The sequence below is a fragment of the uncultured Porphyromonas sp. genome, assembly GCF_934359325.1.
Lineage (GTDB): Bacteria > Bacteroidota > Bacteroidia > Bacteroidales > Porphyromonadaceae > Porphyromonas_A.
Window position 1 is genome coordinate 1 of the sequence record NZ_CAKRLH010000242.1, and the last position, 2,296, is coordinate 2,296.

The window sequence follows — 2,296 nt, forward strand, 5'->3', positions numbered from 1 at the left end:
GAGGGGATCCGTATCGCTGAGCTCTGCCGTGTCGCTGACATCGGCATCCCCCAGGACGTGGCGATCCTCGGGGTGGACGACGACCGGACCATCTGTGGTCTGGCGGACCCTCCTCTCTCCAGCATCTCACTCGATGTCGTACAGGGAGGATATGAGACGGCAGCACAGATCGACCGATACCTCTCCCACAAGTCCGACAGGGTGGAGGACGTAGTTGTCCGACCTGTTAGGATCAGCGAGCGCGCCTCGACCAACATCCTCTCCATCAGCGACCGTGAGGTAGCGAGGGCGATCCGCTTCATCCACGACCACTCCACTCACCCCCTCTCCGTGATGGACGTCGTGCGACAGGTCCCTCTATCGCGCCGACACCTGGAGATACGCTTCAAGAGAGCCACACGCCAGACGATACAGAAGTACATCATGAAGTACCGCGTCGAGAAGCTTGCTCATCTCCTGATCACCAGTGACAGGCCGATTATGGAGCTGGGGGAAGAGATGGGCTTCGGCAGCCCAAAGAACCTCTCCCGCCAGTTTAGGTCCGTCATGGGCATGTCGCCCCAGAAGTACCGACGCCTGCACCACTGCTCCGTCTCCGGGAGCCCAAGCGAGCTCCTGCGTGAGACAGTGGATGAGCGTATGACTAACCCTACACCATGATAGTTATTATGAAAAAAGCAATATGTCTGACCCTGCTGGCCGTGACCGGCACAGTGGCAGTTGCCTCAGCGCAGATCAGCGCAGGAAACGACTCGATCTACAGACTGCCATACAAGAATACCTATGTGAAGAACGTCTTCGTCACCGACAATGCCTTCCGGACCATGAAGCCCCGGATCACACAGCCCCGCTCATTTGACGAAGCAAGGACGATCCTCCCCTCTCCGATCTGGGAGGGACACGAGGAGGAGATCAGGATGTACTGGGATGCCTGGAGGATAGCTGTCGACAACATTCGTCAGCCGGACCCGGGATCGAGCTTTGTCGCCACTTATATTGACACTGCCTATAATGGGAACCTCTTCATGTGGGACGATTGCTTCATCCTGATGTTTGCCCGCTACGGAGACCGATTCTTCCCCTTCCAGAGGACGCTTGACAATTTCTACGCCAAGCAACACCCCGACGGATTCATCTGCAGGGAGATCAAGGCGGACGGCGCGGACTGCTTCGAGCGATACGATCCCACCTCCACGGGTCCCAACCTGCTCCCCTGGTGCGAGATGGTCTACTACCATCAGTATGGTGATCTCGAGCGACTGCATCGCGTCTTCCCTGTGCTCTGTGGCTACTACGACTGGCTGCGGCTCAATCGCACCTGGCGAAACGGTACCTACTGGAGCAGTGGCTGGGGGACCGGGATGGACAATATGCCACGCGTGCCGGACGGGTACAATCCGATCTACTCCCACGGTCACATGATCTGGCTCGACACCAATCTCCAGCAGATCATGACCGCCTACCAGCTCCTCGAGATGGGCTTCTACATCGAGCGGTGGCAGGAGATCGAGGACTATGAGACCGAAGCGCTGGCACTAAAGGACTATGTCAATACTCAGCTGTGGGACGACAAGAGCGGTTTCCTCTACGATCAGTACCGCGACGGCACCCTCTGCGACGCCAAGGGGATCGGTGCCTACTGGGCGCTGATGACCGACGTACTGGACAGAGAGCGAACGGATCGTCTCGTGGCACACCTGACGAAGGAGAGCGAATTTGCCCGCCCCCACCCCATCCCCTCTCTCTCCGCCGATCACCCCAAGTACCGACCCAATGGTCGCTACTGGCAGGGCGGAGTCTGGCCGGGAACAAACTATATGGTGATCACCGGTCTCTCTCGACAGGGCTACCGCGATCTAGCCTACGACATTGCTTCGAAGCATTATCAGGCGGTACTGGAAGTGTACCGACGGACAGGGACCTTCTATGAGTACTATGCTCCGGAGGCGACGGAGCCAGGATTTATGGCGCGGGATCGCTTCGTGGGCTGGGGCGGACTGGCACCGATCGCACTACTGATAGAGTACCTCATCGGCATTGAGGCTGACTACCCCGAGGAGACGATCCGCTGGGACATCCGTCAGCTGGAGGCACACGGGATCGAGCGCTACCCCTTCGGACCCGATGGTATGGTAGATCTGAAGTGTGCCCAGCGAAGCTCAGCCAATGAGCGCCCCAGGGTGACCGTCCACTCCAATGTGCCGTTGACCCTCATCATCACCTATGGGAAGGGGAAGAGCGAGACACTTCGGATCGAACCGAACCGATAAATCATTACATTGGATCCCTCTGCACA

Annotated in this window: 2 protein-coding genes; both read left to right on the forward strand. The window is 58.2% G+C overall.

Annotated features, from left to right (window positions below; genetic code table 11):
- A partial coding sequence (locus Q0F21_RS07355) for a helix-turn-helix domain-containing protein (protein WP_297238726.1) occupies window positions 1-660 on the forward strand: 660 nt, incomplete at its 5' end.
- A gap of 5 nt (window positions 661-665) precedes the next feature.
- Window positions 666-2,270 carry a trehalase family glycosidase gene (locus Q0F21_RS07360; protein WP_297238727.1) on the forward strand — a complete coding sequence of 535 codons (1,605 nt, stop codon included), beginning with the start codon at window positions 666-668 and terminating at the stop codon, window positions 2,268-2,270.
- The last annotated feature ends 26 nt before the right edge of the window (window positions 2,271-2,296 follow it).